The sequence below is a fragment of the Flavobacterium arundinis genome (assembly GCF_038289855.1).
Classification (GTDB): domain Bacteria; phylum Bacteroidota; class Bacteroidia; order Flavobacteriales; family Flavobacteriaceae; genus Flavobacterium; species Flavobacterium arundinis.
In genome coordinates, this window is the sequence record NZ_JBBYHR010000005.1 from 158,869 (window position 1) to 183,220 (window position 24,352).

The window sequence follows — 24,352 nt, forward strand, 5'->3', positions numbered from 1 at the left end:
TATGAGGATTATCCGGATTGTATTAGGGGCGTTATTATTTATAGCATTTCAGGCATCCGCCCAAAAAGGCCTGCCGCCGGTATTTGAAATAAAGTCCGATACAGGAGAAAGGATAGTTCTGGATACCCTGCATTTCCAGATCCTTCCAAACCCGGCGAAAGAGATAACGCTGGACGATGTCCTGCATGAAAACTCCGATAAGCATTTTGTGTCTTTTGATGCATCGTTGTTCAACAGCGATAAAAATACTGCATGGTTCCGTTTCCGCATAAAGAACAGCACGGGGCGCGACCATATCATAACCTTTCCCGGTGCCGAAAAACGCTCAGATATTTATATAAAAGGCATTTCTGGCAAATGGAAACAATTCGCTACGGGATATAAAGTGCCTTTTAGTAAAAGGGACGGCATCAAGCGTTCGCTGCAAATACTTTTCCCTCTTGGCAATGGTGAAGAAATAACGGTTTACAAAAAAATGGAATGGAGCTTCACCGGCACAGAGGTAATGCCGTCGGTAGCGATATACGACCCTTTGGAAGGCAATTTTGAAGGTAGTGACAGTGCTTACTTTGATACCGTGATCAGCGCTGCATTATTTGGTTTTATGGTTTTTGCCGCGCTGTTCAATTTTTTCTTTTATTACATTATCAGGGAAAGGGTTTACCTCTTTTATGCCATAACGCTCCTTATAGCCGCCCTTTTTAATATCTCAGACCCTCTCTTGCAGGTATTTTTAAATGAGCGCCCGGGTACGGGGCAAACCATTCAGGCTTTTCTTATGATCAGTGTAATAATCCTGGTACTCCTGACGATGAGGTTATTTCTCCACACGAAGAAAACCTTTCCGCTTTGGGATAAATTTCTGGTCTATTTCCCGTTTGTAATGATCGGAATATTTATTTTGATCAGGTTTATGGTTCCCGCTTCACAATTCAGTACAGTGCTGGATATCGCTGCATTTTCGCTCATAGTTTTCTATATTATCGGCATTCTGGTCATACTCATTCGCTACCTGGTACGCCGCGACGCTAACGCCAGGTTGCTTACCGTGGCGCTTATCCCATTCTTTATCGGGATCCTGGCTTCAATGGGCGATGACTTTGAGTGGATAATGGTGTGCGGGCTAATTTGGGCTGTAGCGGTTATTTCGTGGTCGCTGTTTGCAAGGTTCAGGGCATTGATGGCCGAAAACAGCCGCCAGGCAATAGAGAAAGAAAAGCTGGCCCGCGAAAAAGAGGAGGAACGCAACGCGCTTATTGCCCAGCAAAACGAAATTTTGGAACACCAGGTGGCCGGACGTACCGCTGAACTTTCGCAATCGATAACCGACCTGAAGCAGACCCAGGCCCAGCTTATCCAGTCGGAAAAAATGGCATCATTAGGAGAGCTTACTGCCGGGATAGCCCACGAGATCCAGAACCCGCTCAACTTTGTAAACAATTTCAGCGATGTGAGTGTGGAGCTTTTGCAGGAATTGAAAGAAGAACTGGATAAAGGCGACATGGAAGAAGTGAATGCCATTGCCGATGATGTTATACAAAACCTTGAGAAAATAGCCCATCATGGCCGCCGTGCCGATGGCATTGTAAAAGGTATGCTCCAGCACAGCCGGGCTTCATCCGGACAAAAAGAACCGACAGATATCAATGCACTTGCCGATGAATATTTGAGGCTGGCCTACCATGGCCTTCGTGCGAAAGATAAAAGCTTCAATGCGGAACTGGTAACTAATTTTGATGAGAACCTCCCTAAGGCAAATGTTATCCCGTAGGATATGGGCAGGGTGTTGCTTAACCTGTTTACCAATGCTTTTTACGCAACACAGGAGAAGAGTAAACAGTCGCAGTCGCAGTTTTCAGGCTACAAGCCAACGGTTACAGTATCTACCAATCACCTTGGCAATTCAATTGAAATCATTGTAAAAGATAATGGTACAGGTATTCCGGATGCTATTAAAGATAAAATACTACAGCCGTTCTTTACCACCAAGCCTACCGGCGAGGGAACAGGACTTGGATTGAGCCTGAGTTATGATATCGTGGTGAAAGGTCATGGAGGTACGATTGCGATTGACAGTAAAGAGGGCGAATATTCTGAATTTACCATAGCTCTTGATCTGGGCAGCGCATAAATTTTTAATAGAATGGGGATAAACTATTTTTATACTCCCCTATAATTGTTACATTAGCAACGCTACATAGTACAGCATAAAAAGGACAAGTATGAAAATATTGGTAGTAGATGACGAAGCCGACGTGCAGCCGCTTTTCCAGCAGCGTTTCCGTAAAGAGATAAAAAACCACGAACTCGATTTTGACTTTGCCCAGTCGGGTGAAGAGGCACTGGCTTACCTCGAAGGCCACCATTCGGAGGTAGTACTTATACTATCGGATATCAATATGCCGGGAATGAGCGGTATCGAGCTCCTGTCAAAAATAAGGAACGAATACAGCGCCCCGCCACCGGTAGTAATGATGATTACGGCCTATGGCGATGAAGAGAACCACAGGCAGGCAATGGAAAAGGGAGCCAATGATTTCCTGACAAAGCCGCTTGACTTTAATTTATTGAAAGACAAACTTAAACATCTGGACTTATAATGGCGAAAATACTGGTTGTTGATGATGAGGCCGACCTGGAAATACTCGTAAAGCAAAAATTCCGAAAGAAGATACGGGAGAATATATACGAATTCGTTTTTGCGCAAAATGGCCAGGAAGCGCTGGACAAAGTGCGCGAGCATAGTGACATTGACATTATACTGAGCGACATCAATATGCCCATAATGGACGGGCTCACATTGCTCACACACCTGCCCGAGGCCAATCCTGCCATTAAGGCTGTAGTGGTATCGGCGTATGGCGACCTGCAAAACATACGTGCGGCAATGAACCGTGGCGCGTTCGACTTTGTAGTGAAACCGGTCGATTTTGAAGACCTGGAACTTACGATGGAAAAAACCATACTCCACGTTAAGCAGATACAGGAAACCATCAAGGCGATAAAAGAGAACAACATCCTCAAAATGTATGTAGATGAGAATGTGCTCAACTTTATGAACAATAAGGAATTTGAGAATACGCTTCTTAAAAACGAAACGCTTGAAGCCAGCGTGCTTTTTGTTGATGTATGCGGATTTACGGCCCTTACCGAACAGATACCTGCCAATGAAGTAGTACAATTGCTTAATGGCCTTTTTGATAAAATAGTGAAAGAAGTAATTGCACAGGGCGGCCATGTGGACAAGTTTATGGGCGATGCTGTAATGGCTGTATTCCGTGGCGATTACCATCTGGACCGCGCTATAGATGCTGCGCTGGCCATCCGTCAGGCCATCGGGGCAAGTGAAGAGATACAGGCAGGAGACAAACCTTATAAGGCTGCTATATCCATTGGCGTCAATTCAGGAGAAATGGTATCCGGCAACATCGGGTCTGAGTCACTGAGAAGGCTTGATTATACCGTAATAGGAGATGCTGTAAACCTGTCGCAGCGCTTACAGTCGGCAGCTAAGCCGGGACAGATACTGATCACAGAACACGTATATAACCTTGCCAAAGAATCATTCAATTGTGCCCCAGTCGGGGAATTTACCCTAAAGAATAAGGCAAATCCCGTAATGACGTATGAGGTTATTGATTAGGCAAAAACCGAAAATTTTACTAAAAAGCCCGGAGTATATCATGCTCCGGGCTTTGTTGTGTTAGGTGCTTTAATAGTGTAATTGGGAATCTGCCGTCAACTGTTTTCAGCTACTACTGAAATCTGTTCGTCTCCAGAAAATGAAGTTTTAATGAAAGGTACTGCACTGTGAATTTTGCCTTCAGGAGGTTGTATTCGGTAGTTAGCAGTTGGTTTTTTGACGATGTAAACACGATGGCTTCTACTATGCCATTAGTAAATTTTGCCTGCGTAGTTTCAAAAGATTTCCGGGCCAGTTTACGTGTTTCTTCAAGTTTTGAAACGAGTACAAGGTTTTGCTGTTGTTTTGCCGTTTCCTGCTCTATTGCCTGCCGTAATGCTATCTTCTCCTGTTCGACTATCACAGTCGATTTCTGACGCTCTATTTTAGCAAGCTGCACGTCACGGTGTGTCCGCAACCCGTTAAATAGTGGCACTGATAATTGCAGCCCCACATAATGATTCTTGTTATCGGCCAATTGCTTCCAGAAAGGGTTAACCGAAACATCCCCCGGCTGGTTTATCGGCAGGTAATAAAAAGAAGAGTAGGAGTAGAAGGCGGATATCACAGGCAGGTAGCCGTTCTTTTGTATTATAACATTCTTTGCGGCAACGGCCTCGTTCAGTTCTGCCGATCGTATTTTCGGATAACTTTTCAGGGCATTCTCATAGGTATCGGACACTGGTTTATTCATGGCTTCCTCTGTATTTAAATGTTCGAGCACCATATCGTCCGGCAAAACGTTCGTAACATTCATAAGCTGTAAAAGCGCGAGTTTTTGGTTGTAAAGCAGTTGTGCCGTTTCTATAATGCTATTCTCTTCCTGGGCATACCCCACCTGCATATCATAGAGGTCACTTGGCGGCCTGCTGCCCAGTTCTGCTTCTTTTTTCAGCCTTACCAGATTGTACTTAGCATTCTCAAACTGGTTTTGCTGTATTTTTAATAACTCCTGAGTATAGAGTACGGTAAAATAATTTTCGAGTATGGAGAGGCTGTATTCGGCTTCAGTAGCAGCCTTATCGGCAGTAGCTTTCAGGACCGCGATCTTATTACGCCGCGCCTCAGTGAAGTTATTGAAATTGACAATATCCATATTGGCGTTCAGCGAAAAATTATCCGACTGGATAGTAGAGCTCACCCTGTTGTTCGTGGCCGGATCGATGGTAGATCCTATGCTGTAGCTGTGAGTAGCTGAGGCGCTTACCGTGGGCAAAAACCCCATTACGGCGCTTCTTGCAGTGGTTTGCGCACTTAATATTTCCAGCTGCCGCAACTGGAAATTGAGGTTATTCGCACTGCCGGTTTCCAGGCAGCGCTCTAGCGTCCACAGCTCCTGTGCCATAACCGGAAACGTAGCAATCAGAAACAAAACAGATAATGTTATGGCCTTCATTTTGAGGTAGGTTTAATAAGCCTGCGGGACGCAAAACCCGCAGGCATAAAGAAATGGTTAAAATAACGTATTCAAAAAAAGTTTACTTAACTAAATTAACCACATAGGGACATAGGAAAAATAGGTTTAAGAAGCGCCTACAGTTCACATAAATTGAAGTATCGCTTCAGCTCTGTGAAATGATATCAGACAGCGGTTTTGTTTCGCCTGTCAGCGCCACGCAACGACTATGTAGCTATGTGGTTAAAAAAGCCCTATTCGTACTTGAGGTATTTCAGCACATCTACCCTTGTTGCCTGGTACGCCCTTGAAAGGACTACTATAAGCGTGAGGATAAGCAGCGCAATAAACCCGATAATAAAAGGCTCAACAGTAATTTGGATCCGGTAGGCAAAACCTTCAAGCCACATAGTAAGAAGGAACCAGGAAGGAAAAATGGTGATAACGAAGCCTGCAAGGCAAAACAGCACATATTGTTTCGAGAGCTCTTTCAGCAGAACGCTTGTTTCGGCGCCAAGTGTTTTCCTTATAGCAATTTCCTTCATCCTTCTTTGTATCGAGTAGGATGCAAGGGAGAACAGGCCAAACAGCGCGATTAGTATAACGACCACATTAAGCAGCGAGAAAAGGCTTTTCTGATTTACATAATTTTCGTAAGTCCTTGCAAAACGCTTGTTTACAAACTCATATTTAAAAGGGTACTCGGTATCCACATGCTTTGTCCAGAATTTCTCTATCCCGGCAATGGCTTCCTCTGACTGTGCCGGATCAATCTTTATAAAAATCTGGTTGACATTCAGCACCATCCATTCAACCGTGTTGTAATGAAAAATTGTCATCGGCGGCATTTCCTTATGCGGTCCTTCAACATGGAAATCTTTTACAACGCCTACGATAGTAAATTTCCTGCCGTTCCATTCAATTTGCTTGCCGAGTATGTTTTTCTCCCTGGTCATCCGCATTGCGGTTTCATTGATCAGTATCGAGGAAGCAGTATCCGACGCGAATTTCGGAGACAGGTTTCGCCCTTGCGCCATTTTTATCCCCATCATATCCAGTGTATTGAAATCTACAATTATGTTCGATCCCTGTATATTCACGCCATTATATGTGTACCCCGATGAGGCTTGGGCGCCGCCGCCAAACGAAAATGAGCTTAACGATACATCCTTGACACCTTTTATCTTCACCAATTCCTGTTTAATAGTCTGGTAACGCTGCACTGCTGTCTTCAGGGACTTGTCAAAAGTTTTCTGGTCATAGCCATCATAATCAAAATCATAAATGTAGTCTACTTCTACTACTTGGTCACCTTTAAAACCAAGCTCCTTGGTACTCATGGCGTGTACCTGGCTGTAAACGATATACGACCCTATGATGAAAAAAGCGGCTATGGCAAACTGCATTACGAGCATGCCGTTGCGCAGCCATACTCCGCTCTTGCTGCGCCCGAAATTACCTTTAAGGACTTTGAGGGTTTCGAAATTGGAAACATACAGCGCCGGAAATATCCCTGCGGTTATTATTATAATGACGAAAATAACAACAAGCTGCGTGTAGAACTGCGCACCGTAAATAACGAGGTCTTTTTTCAAAAATTCATTATAATATGGCAATGACAGCTCTACGATCACGAGCGCCAGCAATATGGCTGCCAGCGCGGTAAGCACTGTTTCAAAAAGGAACTGCCTTACAATATTTCCCTTGCTGGCGCCAAAAACTTTGCGCACCCCTACCTCTTTAGCCCTTTTTATAGCGCCGGCGGTAGCGAGATTTACATAATTCACTATAGAGAGTAGCACTATCAAAACGGATAGCCCTATCATGATCATTAAGAACTGGTAGTTGCCCGTACCTTCCGGAGTGCCCTCGGCGACGCTGTGGAGGCGAAGTTCGCTAAGCGGCTGCATTGTTACTTTGGCCTCGCCGTGCGTCTTTGAATATTCTTCGGCAGATATCCCAAGGTTCTTTGCAAACCTTTTGGTACGGTACTCATAATAATTCTTCTCGATCTGATTTGCAATCTTTTCTTTGTTCTCCGGGTTTTTTAGCTTTAGCATGAGTGCATAGCTAAAATTGCCCCACTCGTCCTTGTCACGTTCCAGGCGCTTGTCCACCTGGCTTACCACCACATTAGGGGCGAAGGAGGATTTCCCGGGTATCCTGTAAACCCCTTTAATCACAAAAGGCTGCTTGTTGTACACCACCTGCCTGCCCATAGGATCTTCATCACCGAATATTGTTTTGGCAGTTTCTTCGGAGAGCGCCATAGCATTGCCGCCTATTGCGGTTTTACCGTTGCCTTTTATGAATTCAAAAGGGAAAAACTCGAAAAAATTCGCCTGAGCATCCGAAATTTTGTCGGTAAAAAACTTCCTGCCCTTATAGCCAATATTCTCCTTACCATACCAGTCCTCCATATAGCAGTAGCTTTCCACCTCTGGCGATGCAGCCTTTAGCAGCGGGCCGGTCTGTGCGGTGTTGGTAGACCATATATTCACGTCGCCCATGTCGTTGAATACCTGGAAAATGTTGTCCTTTCCGGGATTCCACGCATTGTAGGCTTCTTCATCATTACGGTACAATATAGCGAAGATGATACCCGCTATGCCTATGCTCAACCCAAGTATGTTGAGCGCGGTAAAGAGCTTGTTGTTCTTTACCTGGTATAAAAATATTCTGATCCAGTTCTTTAGCATGTCGTTAGGTTGATTTGTTGATGTGGTTATTCGTTGATTATTTTTGTCGGATGTCCGAAGTCGGGGGGTCTGGAATAGATAGTTAGAGGCCGGATGCGATTGGCACATCGGACTTCCGACCTCGGACTTTTAACTAACTAACAAACACATCCACGTTCCGGCTGTTCACTTTTTCAGAGAGCACCATGCCGTCTTTCATAAAGATGATCTTTTGTGAAAAAGAAGCATCATAATCCGAGTGGGTTACCATAAGGATGGTGGCGCCATTAGCATGAAGGTCTGTAAGTAGTTCCATAACCTCATTGCCATTCTTGCTGTCAAGGTTTCCTGTAGGCTCATCGGCCAGGATGATCTTAGGGTCGTTTACCAATGCCCTTGCCACCGCTGCCCTTTGCTGCTGCCCTCCCGAAAGCTGCTGCGGGAAATGCTTCAGCCTGTGCGAAATGTTCAGCCTTTCGGCAATAGCTTCTACCTTTGTCTTTCTTTCGGAGGCCGAAACATTGTTATAAATAAGTGGAAGCTCGATATTGTCATACACCGAAAGCTCATCGATAAGGTTGAAGTTCTGGAATACGAAACCAATGTTCTGTTTCCGCACTTTGCTTTTTTCGGCTTCTTTAAGGCCGTTTATTTCTTGTCCAAGCAGTTGGTAACTTCCGCTTGTGGCACTGTCCAGCAGGCCTACGATATTAAGAAGGGTCGACTTTCCGCATCCCGACGCCCCCATAATGGTCACGAATTCGCCTTCTTTCACTTCGAGCGAAATGCCGTTGAGGGCTTTGGTCTCTACTTCTTCGGTCCTGAATACTTTCGAAAGGTTTTCTATCTTTATCATAATGTGTTTTTTAGGTTACCGAAGGCGGCGGGATGATGAGGCCCGCCTTCCTGCGGTAGTGGTTGTTTGATTGGTTTCTTTTATTGATTGATGATTGAACTCTTTTTAAACTTATAACTTTCATTAACACACCCCTGGCCCCTCTCCAGAGGGGAACACTCAGCCGTGCTTACTCAAACCCAAATGCGTTCCTGATCCGGCCTTTGTGTGAAGCTGTTCCCCCTTGGGGGGCTAGGGGGCGATATTCAGCACTTCTATATCCTTATAATCCTTATACGATGATGTTACTACTTTTTCGCCTTCTTTCAGCCCGCCCAGCACTTCGTAGTATAAAGGGTTTTCGCGGCCCAGCTTTATTTCCCTTCGTTCGGCTTTGTCGCCATGCACTACAAATATCCATTTGCCGGCAGTATCTTCTGTAAAGCTCCCTTTAGGAAGCACTGTCCTTTTTGCCTTTTCAGACAGCATCAGCCGTACTCCGAAGCTCAGTCCCTGCTGCAAGTCAAGCCCTTTTGCATCCGTAAAATTAAGCTCTACCTGGAAACTGCCTTTCTTTATCTCGGGAATTACTTTGGTTACAGCCACATTTATTGTCCCATCTTTATAATCTACCCTTCCTTTTTGCCCAACACTAATGCGGGAAAGGTAAAACTCATCCACTTCGGCTACCAGCTTATAACCGTTCATTACATCTATCTTCCCGATGCTTTCACCTGCCTGGTAATTCTTGCCCAACACCGGCTCAAAGGATGTCAGCCTGCCTGCCAGCGGCGCCGTAACCAGGAAGTTTTTCTTGTTTGTCCTCAATATATCAAGGCTTTTGTGCATAATGGCCTGCGACTGCGTTATCTGTCCTATCTGTATCTGGTTGGCCTGCTTTTCTTTTTGGATGCTCTGCTGTATGATGTTCTTGCGCTCTTTCTGGAAGCGGAAGTTCTCCTGTGTTTTCTGCCATTCGTTCTTAGACAGTATTTCCTCCTTATACAACTTCTCGTTCAGGTCGTACTGTGTTTTGGCATCCAGGTAATCGTGCTCGATAGCCACAAGGTCTTTGGCAAGGTTCAGCTCCTGGTTGCGCAGGTCGAGCTTCGCTTTGTTAAGGTTGTTTATCTGTTCTATGATAGATGTTTCCTGTGTAACATAGCCCAGCTCTGTGTTCGGGTTATAGAGGCGGGCCAGTGGCTGACCTTTGGTTACCATGCTGCCGTTCTCTACAAATATTTCATGTATCGCACCACCCTCGATCACGTTGAGCAGCATGGAGTTCAACGGCTCCACCTTTGCCTGGAAAACAATAAAATCCTCAAAGTAATTATTCTCCACTGTTTTGATCACGATCTCGTTTTGTTTTACATCCAGTCCCCTCTTTTTTGTTACAGCGGAATAAACAAGATAGCCTGCCAATAAAAAAGCGGGCAAAGCGATAACCAGATATTTATTTTTTCTATTTTTACGGGTAACAGCGGTATCCATCAGTGTTTGTTTGGCAAGTATAATAACAATTTTGTGCCACGATTTTAAAATCACTAATTCGCTGGTTTTCAATTATTTTATTTTTAAATAAAAATCACAGGTGTCCGATATCGGACACCTTTTGTCCGAAACCGTACAGTATGAAAAAAACGCAGGCAGCCATTTTAGTTATCGACGACCAGGACGACATCCTTTTCGCCGCGAAAATGGTGCTCAAGAAGCATTTCGAAACCATTTATACCCTTAATGACCCTAAAAAAGTTATTGCTACATTGTCGGAAAACCAGATCGATGTGGTACTGCTTGACATGAACTACCGCATAGGGTTCGAAGACGGTCGCGAGGGTATTTATGTATTGCGCGAAATAAAGACCTTCAGCCCGCAGACTATTGTAATACTGATGACCGCCTTTGGAAAAGTGGAAACGGCGGTGGAAGGGCTAAAGCTGGGTGCATTCGACTATATCCTTAAGCCGTGGGATAACGAAAAGCTACTGCTCACTGTAAAATCAGGTGTTGATGAAAGCCGCAAGGAAAAAAAGAAAGCGGAAAAAGAGCCTAAGAAAGAATCGTTCTTTATTGGCGATTCAGCAACAATAAAAAAGGCATATTCACTGGCAGAAAAGGTCGCGAAGACCGATGCCAATGTGCTTATCCTCGGCGAGAATGGCACCGGTAAATATGTGATGGCCCATTACATCCACCAAAATTCCAACCGTGCTTCACAGCCTTTTGTGCATGTGGACCTCGGTTCGCTAAATGACAATATTTTTGAAAGTGAATTGTTCGGCTATGCCAAAGGAGCCTTTACGGATGCCAAAGCCGATACCCCGGGGCGTTTCGAAATGGCGAACAACGGTACCATTTTTCTCGACGAGATAGGCAATGTGTCGCTGCACCTGCAATCGAAATTGTTAACGGTTTTGCAGAACAGGTCGGTAACCCGTTTAGGGGAATCGAAGGCGAGGCCGATTAATGTACGGATCATTACCGCTACCAATATAAATTTACAACAGGAAGTAACGCAGAAACATTTCCGTGAAGACCTTTACTACCGCATCAATACGATGGAGATTACGTTACCGCCGCTCAGGGAACGTCGGGAAGACATGGTGCCGCTGTCGTATTTCCTTTTGGAAAAGATCATGGAAAAATACGGGCGTGACGATGTTGCATTTGACGACGGCGCGCTTTCGCAAATAGAAAAACATGCGTGGAACGGCAACATCCGCGAAATGGAGAACCGGATAGAGCGTGCCGTGATCCTTTGTGAGAACAATACGATAACCGCCGCCGACCTGGATCTTAGCCATATCACCTCAACCATACAAAATGACGACGTGCAGCTTTCGGACATCGAGAAAACAACCATAGAAAAAGTACTGCAAAAGCATAATTACAATATCAGCAAGTCGGCAGAAGAGCTTGGCTTGTCGAGGGCCGCATTGTACAGGCGCATGGAAAAACACGAAATAGGCACCGGACAATGAGATCGCTGCAACTTTACCAACAGCTTTTTATCCGCCTGCTTTTTATTATAGCATCGGTTGGCGGTTGCCTTTATACCTACCAGCACGGCCTGGTTTATACCGCTATATTATCTTTCATCGTTTTTTTGGTGTTGCTGGCAGAGCTGTTTGCATTCGTAAAGGGCATTTTCCTTTTTTATGATAAGACTATAAGCGCGATACTCAACAACGACTTCTCTGCCGATTTTTCGAAGCACGGCTCTTTCGATAATTATAAGAACCTTTTCCGCCTGTATGAAAACCTGAAAAACAAGGAAAATGATGCCGTCTCGAAAGACCTTGTGTACCGCACCATTCTGAACAATATCGAGACCGGCGTGCTCATCCTCCAAAATGATGGCGACGACTGGAATATCTTCCTGATGAATGACTATTTCTCGAAGCATTTTGCTGTACCAAAAGTCTCAAAATGGAGTTACCTGAAAAACCAGCTTCCGGCTTTATGCAAGGTTATTGAAGAACGGGAATTTGGTGAAATACGCTCTACATTGCAGATACGTGTGGATAAGCAGGACACGCAGACATTCATGCTGCAATCATCGATGACCCGGACGTATGATAAAGATTACTACATTATCCTGCTGGATTCGATACAGAAAGTGATCGAGAAAAAAGAAAAGGAAGCCTGGATCAACCTGATGAAGGTGATATCGCACGAGCTGATGAATTCGATCACGCCTATCCGTTCGCTTACGCAAAACCTCAACGAGTTGGTACAGCAGGAGTCGCTTTCTCAGGAAGACCTTGACGACATAAAGCAGAGCGTAGCAACAATGATACACCGCAGCGACCATTTGCAGAACTTCATCGAAAGCTACCGCAAGCTGGCGATGCTGCCTACGCCGGACAAAGAAAAAACCGACCTCACTACTTTGCTGGAAAGCGTGCTGAACATTATGGCGCCATTATTTAAAAAGGCCAATATTACCGTTACCAATTCGGTGGCCTTAAACCGATGGCTGATGATCGACAGGCTTCAGATGGAACAAGTGCTCATCAACCTGCTTACTAACAGCATCTACGCGCTTGATGGCATGGTTGAAAAGCATATCGAGATCACTGCCGAGATAAAGAACAAGCGTATATTCATAATTATTACCGATACCGGTAAGGGCATAGAAAAGCAAATCGAGGACAAGGTATTCCTGCCATTCTTCACCACACGGAAAGAAGGAGCGGGCATCGGACTTACGCTTTCTAAAAACATTGTGGAAGCCCATGGCGGGTATCTTACTTTTGATACAGATAATGAAAGGACGCGGTTTGTGATTTGCCTGATGGAGTAGTTTTAGCCATGAACTGGATTTTGATTTTTTGCCACGAATTGCACGAATTTCACAAATTTTATGTGACGGTAGATACGCTTTGAATTCGTCTAACAGGCTAATTAGCAATCGTGCTAATTCCTCCGCCGCGGCGGATTAGGGGCCTTCAACACTGGCAAATACCATTTAAACTTTACCGCAAGTAACCTGAAGATGATGATCAATGCAGAGGAGGCAGCATAGATAATATCACTATTCAAACCTGTGCGCCGCAAAGCGAAGAACGCTATCCCCCCAAAGATACATACGGTCGCATAAAACGTTTCCTTCCTGAAGAGGACCGGTATCTCGTTGCACAAAATATCCCTGATGACACCTCCAAAACAAGCTGTCATAGTGCCGAGCGCGATGCAGATCACAGGATGCAGCCCCGCAATAAGGCCTTTTTCGATACCGATCATAGTAAAAACGCCTAGCCCGATAGTATCGAACAGGAACAGGGAAACCCGCAGCTTTTCCAGCTTTCTCCAAAATAATGCCGACAGGAAAAACCCGGCCAGGATAACATATACATGGTTCAGGCTCAGCATCCAGGCTACCGGCGTACTGCCGATCATGACATCGCGCAATGTCCCGCCGCCAACAGCTGTCACAAAGGCAATAGTAAGCACCCCGAACAGGTCGAGCTTTTTATTAATGGCTGTCAAGGCTCCTGAGATGGCGAAGGCAAACGTGCCGATAATGTCGAGTGCGTAGAACATTTTACAGTATTGATAAGGCAAACCTACAAAATGTTTGGGCAACATAATTGTGTAAAAATGTTAGATCGCTTCGTCGCTCGTCTTATCCATAATAGATTGGGTTAAATTATACCTACAAGGTCTCAAAGACCTTGCAGGAAACAATCCTGTATTTGATGTTCGGCAATTCCGGCAAGAGGGAAGCTGCCCCTCTCCTTCGGAGAGGGGTTGGGGTGAGGCTTCTATAGCTTCTTAAGCCCTTTCGTCTGGTCTTTGGTAGCTTCAGTAATGCTGATAGCAAACCCTCCACCCGGCGCGCTCAGTTGCGCGAGTTTCGATTTGCTTGTCACTATCACTTTACGGATGGTGTATGCCTGTGGGTTGGTTTTATAATGCGCATCTTTAGCATCGGCATAAATAGTAGCGATATAGGTTTTGCCTTTATCAAGGAAATCAAAATTCACATTGGCTGTGCGCGGTGTTTCGCCATTCACATTCCCTACGAACCAGCTGCTTTTGCCTTTTGCCTTACGGGCAACAGTAATATACTGCCCCGGTTCAGCCTCAAGGTAGTTGCTTTCGTCCCAGTCAACTGCAACGTCCTTAATGAACTGGAACGCATCCAAAAACCTGTTGTAATTTTCAGGAAGGTCGGCTGCCATCTGCAACGGGCTGTATAGCGTTACATAGAGTGCCAACTGGTTCGCAATCGTGCTGTTTACATGCGACTTATTATCCGGGTTCAGCTTGCTGATATCCATTTCGAAGATACCCGGCGTGTAATCCATTGGACCACCCATAAGGCGCATGAACGGAAGTAATGTCACGTGGTTGGGCTTAGAGCCGCCGAAAGCCTGGTACTCTGTTCCCCTTGCCGCTTCGTTACCGATAAGATTCGGCCAGGTACGGGCAATACCGGTAGGGCGCACCGCTTCGTGTGCATTCACCATAATTTTATATTTAGCCGCTTTTTCAATAGCGTACTGGTAGTGGTTGATGATCCACTGGCTGTAATGGTTCTCGCCGCGTGGCAGGATATCGCCCACGTAGCCGCTCTTCACCGCATCATAGCCATTGTCTTTCATGAATTGGTAGGCCTGATCTATGTGGCGTTCGTAATTACGTACCGATGACGACGTTTCGTGGTGCATGATCATCTTTATGCCTTTGGACTTTGCATAAGCATGAATGCCTTTCAGGTCGAAATCAGGGTATGGTGTCACAAAATCGAATACATAATCCTTTGAGTGGCCAAACCAGTCTTCCCACCCAACGTTCCAGCCTTCTACCAATACGCCGTCAAATCCGTTCGCTGCGGCAAAGTCAATGTATTTCTTCACATTGGCTGTGTTAGCGCCATGCCTTCCGTTCGGTTTTGCCTTTGTATAATCCGTTTTATCCAATTCTACGGAAGGATATTCGTCGGTATACGCCCATGATGTCTTGCCAGTGATCATTTCCCACCAAACACCAACATATTTCACAGGCTTTATCCATGAAGTGTCTTCAATTTTACAAGGGTCGTTAAGGTTGTAGGTCATTTTTGAGGCCAGTATCTCGCGTGCATCATCGCTGACAATGATAGTCCTCCACGGTGAAGTGCATGGCGCCTGCATATACCCTTTATCGCCAATGGCATCGGGCGTAAGCCACGATTCGAATATCATGGTCTTCGGGTCAAGGTTCAGGTGCATACACGCATAGTTGATAAGCGCTGCCTCATGCAGGTTGATGTACAGGCCGTTATCGGTTTTCATCTGTAATGATGTCTGCACCCCTGTTGTGGAAAAGCTTGTCTGCGAAAGGTTTGCTGTACGTGATTTTTCAGCAAGGCCTTTTATTTCTGATAATTTTGATGTTGTGTAGTCGTATTCCTGCGTGTCATAATCCCCCGGGATCCAGAAAGCGGTATGGTCGCCTGCCATGGCAAACTGCGTGCGTTCCTCTTTTATTACAAAATAGGTAAGGTTCTTTTGCTTCGGGAATTCGTAACGGAAACCAAGCCCATCATCGAACAGGCGGAAACGCATGATCATGTACCTGTTGGTGCCTTTTTGCGTCAGCGTAACGGCAAGCTCGTTATAATGGTTACGGATGCTTTTCACTTCGCCCCATACAGGTGTCCAGGTCTCGTCGAATGTAGCCGTTTTGGTATCGGTAACGGTAAAATCACCAAGCAGCGAATTCTTGTCATCTTTAAGCTCAAAACCCAGCTTACTGGTTTTTATGACATCCTTCCCTTTATACACAAGGCTATAGGTTGGCACGCCGCCTGCCTGAAGCGAAAATTTCATGGTAAATTCACCGTTTGGCGACTTCAGTTCCTGCGCGTTGGCAACGTTAAAAGCGGCCATTATAAGGCAGGCCAGTGCGATTAGTTTCTTCATTTGTAGTTTGTTTACTTTACAAATATAGGCTTTACATTCGCTTTTGCGTTTGCCTCCAACCATAAAGGACGGTACTCCAACGTTGTAGTATCTATTTCTGTTGAAAATTAATTTTTTATATCTTAGCGACCAATAACCTAATTGTATGCAACAGCGACCTGAATGTACCTACATGCTGGAAAAGCTGCGGGACGACCTGCCAAAGCACCTGAAATACCATACGCTTGGGCATACGCTCGACGTGTATAACCGTGCGGAAGCCATTGCAAAACAGGAAGGCGTGACTGGCAGGACGCTGGAATTGCTACTGGTTGCGGCTGTTTACCACGATTCGGGTTATTTGTACCAAAGGATCCGGCACGAAAACCGCTCCTGCGAGATTGCAGGCGAAATATTGCCCGGCTACGGTTATACAGCTGAAGATATTGACGAGATATGCCGCATTATCATGGCTACACAGCTTCCTCAAAACCCTAATTCGCTGGCCGGACAGATCATTTGCGACGCAGACCTCGACTACCTGGGCCGTGATGATTTTTTTGAGGTTGGCGAAGGCCTGTACCAGGAAATGCTGTATGCGGGAGTGGTTGCCAACGAAAAAGAGTGGGACGCGATTCAGATAAAATTCCTGGAAAACCATAGCTTTTTCACGCCAACCAGCATAGCTTTGCGAAACACTAAAAAACAAGAAAACCTAAACCGGCTTAAAGCCCGATTATAATGAAGCAACTCTATTCTAAAAGCAACCTTGTCGATATCGCCTATGCTGTGGCCGGAATCCTTTTTTGCGGGTTTGCATTAAAAGGATTTTTGGTGCCCAACAAATTTTTTGATGGTGGAATTACGGGGGTTTCACTACTCCTGCACGAAATATACCACTGGAATATTGCCATGGTGATCGTGGTGGCTAATATCCCTTTTGTGATCATGGCCGCGTTCCAGATACACCGCAATTTTGCCATACGCACCATGACAGCCATCATTGGGTTGGGGCTCTGCCTTCATTTTGTAGATTATCCGCAGATAACCCACGATAAGCTGCTGGTATCAATATTTGGTGGGGTATTCATGGGCATAGGGATCGGGCTTGCCATGCGGGGTGGTTATGCGCTGGATGGCGTTGAGATACTTGCGCTGTATACCGGCAAGCGAATCAGCTTCACGACCAGCGAAATCATCCTTGGCATCAATATCGTTATCTTCCTTGTCGCCGCTATTGAGCTCGGTATGCCTACAGCGCTGTATTCGATAATGACGTATTATACCGCTTCGAAGACAATTAATTTTGTCGTCGAGGGCCTTGAAGAATATACCGGTGTAACGATAATATCCGGCGAAAGCGAAAAGATAAAAGAAGCACTCGTAATGCGCCTGGGTCGCGGCATTACCATTTACAAAGGTGAAAGGGGTTTTATGAAAGAAAGCTATGATATCAGCCAGGATTGCGACATCGTGTTTACCGTAGTAACACGTATGGAATTGCGCAGGCTCAACAACATGGTACACGAGATCGACCCTAAAGCATTCGTGTTTACTAACATTATTAAAGAGGCTGCCGGTGGTATTTTGAGCAGGAAGGCGCGGCATTAGGATCTTGCCACTAATTTCACAAATTACACCAATTATTCAAACCTACAAGGTTTTAAAACCTTGCAGGTTGAGAACGTAATGACGGTAATGTTGGTTTCCTGCAAGGTCTTCCAGACCTTTGCAGGAATAGTTTAAAAAAATATTCAGGCGATTTATATTTGTAATTGGGTCTAAATACTCATCAGGAACCCTGTAAGGTTTTCTTTCCTTGATAATTCCAGTTTTTTCCTGAGCCTGTAGCGTGCCAGCTCTACGCCACCATCGGATATGTTCATGATCTCCGCGATTTCTTTCGTCGACATATTCATAAGCAGGTAGGTAGCAAGATCCATTTCGCGTGGTGTTATGGAGGGGAACTTTTCCTTTAGGCGCTTCAGGAAGTCAAAGTGCACGTTCCGTATGTGTTTCTCGAGATTATTCCAGCTCTTGTCGCTGCTTATTTCCTTTGCTATCGTTTTATGCAGCTTGCTAAACCTGCTTTTTGCGCCCTCATCCATAGTTTCAGGGTCAATATCCTTTAATTTTTGGATGATGTCGTTGAGTACCTTATTTTTCTTCACTACCTGGAGTGAATTGTTTACCAATTCCTTATCCTTGGTAAGGATCTTAACCTTCAGCTGCTCATTTTTTAGACGTTCTATCTCTTTTTCCAGTTCCAGCTGCTCCTGCCGTATTTTGGTTTCTTTTTCGAGATAAAGCCTTCGCTGTTCCATGGTTTCGTAATATTTATTCTTACGAATTTTCATTTTGGTATTCCTCCTTACATAGAAAATACTAAATGCGACCAGGAATACATAAAAAAAGTAAGCCAGTACGTGCCTGTAAAAAGGCGGCGATACGGTAAATGAAAGCAATACAGGTTTGGAAACCACACCATAACTGTTTATCACTTTCACCTGCATTTGGTAATCACCTTCCTGCAGGTTGGTATACTCCTTTACCGGAACTCTGGTCCAGCTGCTCCATTTATCATCGAACCCTTTTAGCTTATATGAAAATTTTATATTTTCAGGATTGTCATATATAGGAGACGAGAACGTGAATTTTACATTATTGGACCGGTACGGAATGGTAATTTCATTAATGCGATCCATATTGCCCGTTATAAGGGTGTCTCCCGGAAATGAAAAGCTCCTTATGAACGCTTTTGGTTCAAAAGTAGAGATGTGTTGCAGCTGCGGGTCGTAATGCGCAAGGCCTTCAGTAAGTCCGATAAAGAAATTGGCGTTATCAATAGCGTTGATCGACTCAAAGTAATATACAAGGTCGCCGGTAAGCGTAGAGAAAGGGGAGAGGACATTCTTATAGCCGCCGTTAAGCTGTTTTATCAGCATACCCATAGAGGAATCCCCATAAAAGTAGCAGATATTTCCTATTTTGTCTTCAAAGCAATTCCGTATCCTGGGGATACTCTTAAAAAGCGCCGACATCTTTTTGTCTTCAATAAAGTTATCCCCTGACTGTGAATAGGTAAAAAAGCGGTTATCGGTCTGGAAATAAACAATATTGTTGATCTGCTGTACACTGGTAATGCCCTTTAGCTTGTCATTGAGGTTGTCGTGCGTGGCAATAACGCTAAACCTCTCCATGTCGCTTGTAAGCTTCATTTGGTATGCTACACGGTCCCTGATGAGCCATATATTCTTCCCGTCGGTTGTAAACTTTGCATCGGACATATTCAGTCCTTCGATCTGGTTTTTAAATGTCCATCCGGAAGGCGTTTTCTCAAAAATTGCAAAGCCGTGGTAATTGGCGCCTATAAGGTAACCCGGCATCCCCGGTATTTTTTTCAGGCCAAGATAGCCCCTGTCGTCCAGGAATTTTCCGGCTTTCCCGTTGCTTATTGTAAAGATGCCACGGTTGTGCAGGCAAAACAGGTCTCCGTCAACTTCCTGAAGGTTCCAGGCCTGGCCCGTTGTGCCCTCAATAAACCGAAACGATTCTTCTTTGAATACTTTGGTCCAGTCATGGTAAAAAACCCCCTGGTTTGTGGCTACATACAGGTTGTCGTGAAATAATGCCGATGCGTATACGGTGCTGAGGTCATAACTCGAGCCCAGGTAGGTAAAAGGTGAGTTTTCATTGATAAACGCGATACCGTTATCAAGGCCGAGCCAGAGGTTGTTGTTTGCGTCTACAAACGATGAAAGCGCGGTATTGTTCTGCAGGCCTTTTTTATTGTTGATGTGTTGTACGATCTTTCCGTCGAGATCGCAGATTATAATGCCGTCGAGAACAGAGTTGAGCACTATAAAATTATTGTTCAGCAGCTTCCCGCCAAGGGAATTGTTTTTAAGCACAAACGTATTGGCTTCACAATTCCATGGAGAAACTTTTCCATTTTCGTACACAAACAGGCCTTTATCCATAGTGATCACCAGCTGCCTGCTTGCCGATAGGGGCAGCAGGCCCCATATTTCTGTATCATTAAATGCCTGTGTGCCTTTCAATGGTATAAGCCTTCCATTGTTATATTCCATAAGGCCGGCAGATATATCCTGGAAATACAGTTTATTATCGGCTACGAAAGAGAATTGAAAACGGTTAGGGGCTTCCAGAATGGTCAGCTTATTGTTCCTATATATATACGTGCGGTTGAAGGTTTGGAAAAACACTTCGTCATTTAGGATGTGCACCTTCCATACAAAGTCCATAAACTTTTTAGAGTTCGGGCTAAGCAGCTTAGAGATGGAATGGTAGGCAAGGTTACCCTTTTGATCGATGTCGTAATAGCCGAATTCGTTATTGCCGCCAACATATATTTTACCCGATTCAGCTATTTTGATGGAACGTATGGTATTGTTCGGAATTGCGGTCCTGCTCCAGGATGTGCCGTTAAATTGTATAAGGCCTCCAGAATTGGCAAAATACAAATTTCCCCTTTTGTCCTGAGCAATATCCCAGTTTTGGGAGCCCCCGCTGTAATCAGACTTTTTGTAATTTATGATTTTCGGCAGGCCAATATGCTTGACTTGAGCATGTCCCTGATAAACTGCCAAGAACAGCATCAGGTACAAAATTCTGAGACCTATTTTAACCTGATACGTGAGTTTTTTTATAAAATTATATTCAGATGAGAGCATTATTCATGTCAATTATTTTATAAATGTAATGCTTATTTTTTTATGTCAAAATCGGGATGGTTTTTTTGGAAAAAACACCAACTATCACGTTGTAATTAGGTGAAAATCGACGAATCAATTTTGTTTTTGAAATAAAATTCTTACATTAAACGTGCGTAATTTAGCCTAAAATCGATTTCTCAAGAGCGTTGCAACGCATAAATTCAAAATTTATTGTGATGTATATTTTTGTGAAAAAGACAATATTTCGCCTATACAACACTACATTATTGTGTATAATTTGTTAAAATTAAATTTATACACGATTAACTATTACGTTGTAATACAAACTGGCGTTTGTAGGGTTAATAGTATAGTATTAACATTTAAATAACATAATTTAAAAAAAATAATTAATTGATATTCATATTTTTAAAAATTTAATGATGGGTTTTAGTATAGTTAAATTTTTAATTTGATGGGTTTTTGTAGAGATTTTTCATTGATAAAACAATAATTATTTCAGTAATATTGCGTGTAATCAACAATTAACCCACCCAAATTTTAACGAGTATGAAATTATTAAAATTACGATTTTTTTATTTTGTCTGTTTGTTATGCACCCTCTCAGCGTGGGCGCAGGATGTTACACAGGTAACAGGTACAATAACAGATGAAGCGGGTATGCCGGTTCCCGGTGCCTCAGTAATTGAGAAAGGCACGCAAAATGGCACTTCTACAGATATGGACGGTAAGTTCTCCATCAGTGTTGGAAACACAGCAGTTTTGCAGGTATCATACATTGGGTACACTTCCCAGGAAATACTTGTAAACGGACAAACTACTATTAACATTTCACTGGTTCCGGGAGCCGAGCAACTCGAAGAAGTTGTAGTAGTAGGGTACGGTACACAAAAGAAAAGCGTAGTAACCGGAGCTATTTCGCAGGTGACTGCTAAACAGCTTGAGAATCTTCCCCTTACAAGGATAGAGCAGTCGCTGCAAGGCCGTACTTCAGGTGTAACCATCTTCGCGAACTCAGGACAGCCGGGATCGGCTTCAACAGTGCGTGTTAGGGGTGTTGCCTCATTCAGGGCAGAGGCCAACGACCCACTTTGGGTTGTTGACGGTATCATTATGGATAATGGGGGACTTGGTTTTATAAACCAGGCCGATATTGAGTCGATAGAGGTACTAAAAGATGCCGCTTCTTCGGCAATCTATGGTACGAGGGCTGCTACAGGGGTTATCCTTATAACCACTAAAAAAGGAAAAGCAGGAAAACTATCGGTTAACTACAATGGTTTTGCAGGATTTTCTGCTCCGGCAAGAAAACTTGACCTACTTGACGCGACGCAATATGCAACATTAAGAAATGAGCAGTATGCAAACGGGTTCCAGACCGGGACATTCCAGTTGCCTTACCCAAATGCTGCTAACCTTGGCAGGGGTACAGACTGGCAGGATGTAATTTTTAACGATCACGCTGCACGTTCGCAACACGAATTGAGTGTGAGCGGCGGAAATGAAAAATCGAATTTTTACATGTCATTTGGCCTTACGGATCAGGAAGGTATTGTTACAAGCGAAATATCACAGTATATCCGTAAGAATTTAAGGTTGAATTCTGACCACAAAGTAACAAGCTGGCTTAAAATTGGCCAGACGTTTGCTTACTCTAAAGAGAAAACACTTCCGGTTGGAAACACTAATGGCGAATACGGCGGTCCTTTGGCTTCTGCCATTAACCTTGATCCAACTACACCGGCTATCGTAACCGATCCATCTACTACACCAAACCCATCTGACTATTCAAATCAGTATGCGTTGAAAGATGCAAATGGCAATTACTACGGTATATCAAATGCGGTTCAGCAGGAAATGACTAACCCGTTGGCTTACATTGCTACGCGCAGGGGTAACTATGACTGGTCGGATAACTTTGTAGGTAATGCGTATGTGGCAATTACGCCTATAGAAGGATTGACATTCAAATCAACAATTGGTGGTAAAATGGCATACTGGGGCTCTGAAAGCTTCTCTCCGCAGTCCTACCTTAACCCAAACAATAACAATTCAAGGAACAACCTGTTCAGGGCTACTAATAAAAACATGAGGTGGACCTTTGAGAACACCGTGTCTTACAGCAAAATAATTGCTGACCATAACTTTACAGTACTATTAGGCCAGGGAGCTTATGTAGACGATATTGGAAGCGGTTCTACGGTAAGGTATTATAACCAGCCAACTAATAACTGGCAGGATGCTTCTTTCTCATGGCCAACTGTAGCAGCTGATATCCAGGGCTCGGCATACACAAACCAGGAGCACACTGTTTCTTCATTGTTTGCAAGGCTGAACTATGATTACAAAGAAAAATACATCTTCACCGGTATTATTCGTAGGGACGGTTCTTCACACTTCGGTTCAAACAACAAATACGGTAACTTCCCATCATTCTCGTTAGGATGGGTTCCTACTAAAGAAGACTTCTGGAAACAGAATGATATACTGAACACACTGAAGCTTAAAGGCGGATGGGGTGTTACAGGTAACGACAATATTGGAAATAACGGATTCCTTTCGCTTATCCAGGGAGGTAACAATTATACTATAGGTAACGGTGGCGCTGTTATAGTAGGTAATTCACAGGCAAGGCCTTCAAATCCTGACCTTGCGTGGGAAGAGACTACCCAAACCAATATTGGTTTAGATGCCGTATTCCTTAAAGATTTTACCTTAACGGTTGAATGGTATAAGAAGAAAACGACAGGTATCCTACAGGATGTAAGGCTTCCGGGCTATGTAGGTGCATCGAATCCTCCTTTTGGTAATGTTGGTGAAATGAAAAACACAGGTGTTGAATTTGAGCTTGGCTATCACAAAAGGGTAGGCGACTTTGACATCTCTGTGAACGGAAACCTTTCTACATTAAAAAATACAGTTACAAGCGTTGGTAGAGACAGGACTTTTAACTCAGGCCCATCAATCCAGTCTTCAGCATACCCTCTTACGCGTAGTGAGGTAGGCGGATCATACAATGCATTCTACGGTTTTGTAACTGATGGTATTTTCCAGAACCAGGCGGAGATAGATGCAGCGGCTAAACCTGCTGACATCACTGTAGTACCGGGAGATTTCCGTTACAAAGACCTTGATGGCGATGGTGTTATTACCGAAAAAGACAGGAAGTATCTTGGAAGCCCGCTTCCGGATATTACTTATGGACTTACCATTAACCTGGCATACAAAGGCTTCGACCTTATGATGATGGGTCAGGGTGTTGCCGGAAACCAGATATTCCAGGGTGTACGCAGGCTAGATATGATCAATGCTAACTGGCAGACTAATGCGCTTAACCGCTGGACAGGCGAAGGTACATCAAACAGCTATCCAAGGCTTTCGACCCTTGATGCAAATGGAAACTTCAGCAGGCCTTCGAACTTCCAGTTGCAGGATGGCGACTATTTCAGGATCAAGCTGGTACAGTTTGGATATTCGCTTCCTGAAAGTATATTAGGCAAAACGCTTTCAAAAGCAAGGATATATGTAACAGCTGAAAATTTATTTACCTTTACTAAATACACAGGATTTGACCCGGAAATCGGGGGAGATGTTATGGGAATTGACCGTGGTTACTATCCACAGGCAAGGTCATTCATGGTAGGATGTAATTTATCACTTTAAAAAAAAT

General features: G+C 44.2%; 16 protein-coding genes. 9 read left to right on the forward strand and 7 right to left on the reverse strand.

Going from position 1 to position 24,352, the window contains the following annotated elements:
• Window position 1 precedes the first annotated feature (1 nt).
• From AAEO56_RS10795 to AAEO56_RS10810, 4 genes are all read left to right on the forward strand, one after another.
• A complete protein-coding gene (locus AAEO56_RS10795) occupies window positions 2-1,771 on the forward strand; it encodes a sensor histidine kinase (RefSeq protein ID WP_341697065.1) in 1,770 nt (589 codons plus the stop codon).
• Between the two features lie 3 nt (window positions 1,772-1,774).
• Window positions 1,775-2,131, forward strand: coding sequence for a sensor histidine kinase (locus AAEO56_RS10800; RefSeq protein WP_341697066.1), 357 nt, complete (start codon window positions 1,775-1,777; stop codon window positions 2,129-2,131).
• A gap of 91 nt (window positions 2,132-2,222) precedes the next feature.
• Window positions 2,223-2,600 carry a response regulator gene (locus AAEO56_RS10805; RefSeq protein WP_341697067.1) on the forward strand — a complete coding sequence of 126 codons (378 nt, stop codon included), beginning with the start codon at window positions 2,223-2,225 and terminating at the stop codon, window positions 2,598-2,600.
• Window positions 2,600-3,643, forward strand: a complete 1,044-nt coding sequence (locus AAEO56_RS10810; RefSeq protein ID WP_341697068.1) for an adenylate/guanylate cyclase domain-containing protein — start codon at window positions 2,600-2,602, stop codon at window positions 3,641-3,643. Before AAEO56_RS10805 ends, AAEO56_RS10810 begins: the two co-directional genes overlap by 1 nt.
• Window positions 3,644-3,755: 112 nt before the next feature.
• Here the strand turns inward: AAEO56_RS10810 and AAEO56_RS10815 are convergent, their stop codons facing one another.
• The 4 genes from AAEO56_RS10815 to AAEO56_RS10830 all read right to left on the reverse strand — a co-directional run bounded on the left by AAEO56_RS10815 (window position 3,756) and on the right by AAEO56_RS10830 (window position 10,157).
• Window positions 3,756-5,078 carry a TolC family protein gene (locus AAEO56_RS10815; protein ID WP_341697069.1) on the reverse strand — a complete coding sequence of 441 codons (1,323 nt, stop codon included), beginning with the start codon at window positions 5,076-5,078 and terminating at the stop codon, window positions 3,756-3,758.
• A gap of 254 nt (window positions 5,079-5,332) precedes the next feature.
• Window positions 5,333-7,777: an ABC transporter permease gene (locus AAEO56_RS10820; RefSeq protein WP_341697070.1), complete on the reverse strand. Its 2,445-nt coding sequence runs from the start codon at window positions 7,775-7,777 to the stop codon at window positions 5,333-5,335.
• Between the two features lie 133 nt (window positions 7,778-7,910).
• Window positions 7,911-8,612, reverse strand: a complete 702-nt coding sequence (locus AAEO56_RS10825; protein ID WP_341697071.1) for an ABC transporter ATP-binding protein — start codon at window positions 8,610-8,612, stop codon at window positions 7,911-7,913.
• Window positions 8,613-8,843: 231 nt separating this feature from the next.
• On the reverse strand, window positions 8,844-10,157 hold the full coding sequence (locus tag AAEO56_RS10830) for an efflux RND transporter periplasmic adaptor subunit (protein WP_341697072.1): 1,314 nt from the start codon (window positions 10,155-10,157) through the stop codon (window positions 8,844-8,846).
• A gap of 68 nt (window positions 10,158-10,225) precedes the next feature.
• On the opposite strand from AAEO56_RS10830, the gene AAEO56_RS10835 reads away from it, so the two are divergent.
• On the forward strand, window positions 10,226-11,575 hold the full coding sequence (locus AAEO56_RS10835; RefSeq protein ID WP_341697073.1) for a sigma-54-dependent transcriptional regulator: 1,350 nt from the start codon (window positions 10,226-10,228) through the stop codon (window positions 11,573-11,575).
• Window positions 11,572-12,900, forward strand: a complete 1,329-nt coding sequence (locus tag AAEO56_RS10840) for a sensor histidine kinase (protein WP_341697074.1) — start codon at window positions 11,572-11,574, stop codon at window positions 12,898-12,900. The genes AAEO56_RS10835 and AAEO56_RS10840 overlap by 4 nt, the downstream gene beginning before the upstream one ends.
• Before the next feature lie 113 nt (window positions 12,901-13,013).
• Here AAEO56_RS10840 and AAEO56_RS10845 read toward each other — a convergent pair whose 3' ends face one another.
• Entirely contained in the window at window positions 13,014-13,640 is a 627-nt protein-coding gene (locus tag AAEO56_RS10845; RefSeq protein ID WP_341697075.1) for a trimeric intracellular cation channel family protein, read from the reverse strand.
• A gap of 221 nt (window positions 13,641-13,861) precedes the next feature.
• On the reverse strand, window positions 13,862-16,006 hold the full coding sequence (locus tag AAEO56_RS10850; RefSeq protein ID WP_341697076.1) for a glycoside hydrolase family 97 protein: 2,145 nt from the start codon (window positions 16,004-16,006) through the stop codon (window positions 13,862-13,864).
• Between the two features lie 145 nt (window positions 16,007-16,151).
• On the opposite strand from AAEO56_RS10850, the gene AAEO56_RS10855 reads away from it, so the two are divergent.
• Window positions 16,152-16,727, forward strand: a complete 576-nt coding sequence (locus AAEO56_RS10855; protein WP_341697077.1) for an HD domain-containing protein — start codon at window positions 16,152-16,154, stop codon at window positions 16,725-16,727.
• Entirely contained in the window at window positions 16,727-17,596 is an 870-nt protein-coding gene (locus tag AAEO56_RS10860) for a YitT family protein (protein ID WP_341697078.1), read from the forward strand. The genes AAEO56_RS10855 and AAEO56_RS10860 overlap by 1 nt, the downstream gene beginning before the upstream one ends.
• Before the next feature lie 170 nt (window positions 17,597-17,766).
• Here the strand turns inward: AAEO56_RS10860 and AAEO56_RS10865 are convergent, their stop codons facing one another.
• Window positions 17,767-20,604: a triple tyrosine motif-containing protein gene (locus AAEO56_RS10865; RefSeq protein WP_341697079.1), complete on the reverse strand. Its 2,838-nt coding sequence runs from the start codon at window positions 20,602-20,604 to the stop codon at window positions 17,767-17,769.
• 627 nt (window positions 20,605-21,231) lie between these two features.
• On the opposite strand from AAEO56_RS10865, the gene AAEO56_RS10870 reads away from it, so the two are divergent.
• Window positions 21,232-24,345: a SusC/RagA family TonB-linked outer membrane protein gene (locus AAEO56_RS10870; RefSeq protein WP_341697080.1), complete on the forward strand. Its 3,114-nt coding sequence runs from the start codon at window positions 21,232-21,234 to the stop codon at window positions 24,343-24,345.
• Window positions 24,346-24,352: the final 7 nt, after the last annotated feature.